This is a genomic window from Ruegeria sp. HKCCD8929 (genome assembly GCF_013031405.1).
Lineage (GTDB): Bacteria > Pseudomonadota > Alphaproteobacteria > Rhodobacterales > Rhodobacteraceae > Ruegeria.
The window spans coordinates 1-1,903 of record NZ_WPZY01000119.1 but is presented as its reverse complement, the minus strand read 5'-3'; the positions used below and the strand labels follow the sequence as shown (position 1 = coordinate 1,903).

2 protein-coding genes are annotated in these 1,903 nt (G+C 51.5%); one reads left to right on the top strand and one right to left on the bottom strand.

The annotated features are described in order from the left end of the window. Positions 1 to 84 precede the first annotated feature (84 nt). On the bottom strand, positions 85 to 498 hold the full coding sequence (locus tag GOX53_RS29265) for a hypothetical protein (protein ID WP_171182397.1): 414 nt from the start codon (positions 496 to 498) through the stop codon (positions 85 to 87). 671 nt (positions 499 to 1,169) lie between these two features. On the opposite strand from GOX53_RS29265, the gene GOX53_RS29260 reads away from it, so the two are divergent. Continuing rightward, the gene (locus tag GOX53_RS29260) at positions 1,170 to 1,514 is read left to right on the top strand and encodes a hypothetical protein (RefSeq protein WP_171182396.1); all 345 of its coding nucleotides are present in this window, start codon (positions 1,170 to 1,172) and stop codon (positions 1,512 to 1,514) included. Positions 1,515 to 1,903: the final 389 nt, after the last annotated feature.

Sequence of the window (1,903 nt, the reverse complement as noted above, 5' to 3'; positions counted from 1 at the left end):
GCTTTCTAGACCAGCCGTTCAGACAAAGCGCAGCGGATTCAACGAACGAGCCCAAAGTGCATCTTGTCTGCAGCTCAGGCAATGTCAGCTAAGGCGATTGTCCTGCAAAATTACCGCGTCAAATATTGCAAACACTTGCTGGGCTAGAGGTGTACCTATCAACTCTTCACGGCTCTTCGCCGATCCAACAAGTTCACTAGAAGCAACAGGCCGGTCGTGCGCATCAATCACTGAAACCCCGGGAACGCCTTCGGATTCGAAGTGAACGAGCGAGATTGCGCACCGATCATTCTTGCTGGCACCTTCACCCCAAGCCCCATATATCAAATCGAAATTGGCCGGATGGTCTTCGATGGACTTTCCAACAGTCCATTGGACGAAGTAACTCGCCACGGTGCCTCCACCTTCTTCATGGACATAGCCCCAAACAGTGCGAGTTTGATTGCCGCAGCAATCGCAAAAGCCTCCACTTTCTTCTGTTGGTTCGACTTCAAACATCACGTTAACCTTCATACTTCCGAATTGAATTCAGCAGAAAGCAGACCTTCCGTCCAGAAGTTGTAGCGGCAGAAAGTCCGCACCTTCCGTCCTTTGGTACAAAAGCCGGCGTAGGAAGTGCCTGAAAGAAACCGTCAGATCACCGCTACTAGGCCCATGCAACTCCTGGACTGACCAAACTGTTGAAAACCCAAACTTGTTCAATAGGATGGGGTGCAATGCAACCCAGTTGGGATGTTTAAGTTCATGATCCGGTCCATATACGTTTTTTTGCTGACCTTTCTGGCAACAACATTCGCCCTCTGGGCCGATGTGCTCATGCTTTTTTCTCCATTTAGCTTGTCATTTTTGATTGCGAAGGCCGGCTTCACTTCAACATTAACGTTGATGGCTACGGTCGGAATTTACACACTGATTGGTACCGCGATTTGTCATCTGTTGGACGCGCGCCAGGGATAGCTTTCGAACGCGCTGCGCCATTCACAGCCTGAATCCATTGTCCGTTTTATCCGCTCTGCCGTCGTTGACGCCGCATGACCCGCCATTGAGCCCGAGCAAACCCGCCAGATGTCGGTAGATGAGCCAAGTAGACCGATGCTGCAGCATTCGCGAACGTCCGCTTTGATCTCTGGACCCGTTGCACAGCTCAGAAACCGAGTTAGTCTGCGCTCATGGATAACTTGCCTTCAAACCGACTGAGTCCGTCATTTTCGGGCGCGCTAAGAACATTTGCTTTCTGGATTGCAAACGGAACCGTTGGCCATCCGCTCCTCGAAGACGTCGACTACAGAAGCCTACTGGGAGAAGAGCCAAGCGCGTTGGAACAAACGTTTGCAATCTTCGCAAATGTGATTGAGATGGACAGTGAAGGACGAGTGCTGAATGCCAAGTATGCGGAGAGAAGAGCAGCACAATATCTTCGAAGCTATTGCGATCCGAAATACGAGGTCGAACCGCCATTTGAAGGCTGGGAAGTGGAGCTTCATGAGCCCCCGCCGCGTCTCGATCTGATCTGAGTTCCAGTTTCCGTAGAGCGTGATCTCTCGCTGCAAAGCCGTCACTCGCTGAATACTTGCGAACGGCAGCAAAGTCCGCGTCTTTCGAGTTCATGACCCGTGCCGCGAACGGCAGATGCTGCGCTGCTATCGTTCAGCCTAAACATGCCAAGCTCTCCTACCGGCCTGCCGTTCGCACGTAACCTGGGTTCGAGCCGATGATTGCAGGCTGGTTGCAACTATTGTGGGTTCATTCGCAAATAATCCGGGTTTGGAGCGCTGGATAGATGCAAATAATTCGGGCCGAAAATCAGGATGATTGCAGGTTGAGCCGATTATGTTTGCAGGTCGTTACACGTAGGTCTTGAGCGCCTCATTGATGTGAAACCTGATACTAGGTTTCAGCACCG

Excerpts from the sequence above, each read along its gene's own strand:
- GOX53_RS29260 (WP_171182396.1), top strand. The coding sequence starts at position 1,170 with ATGGATAACTTGCCTTCAAACCGACTGAGTCCGTCATTTTCGGGCGCG.
- GOX53_RS29265 (WP_171182397.1), bottom strand. The coding sequence starts at position 498 with ATGTTTGAAGTCGAACCAACAGAAGAAAGTGGAGGCTTTTGCGATTGC.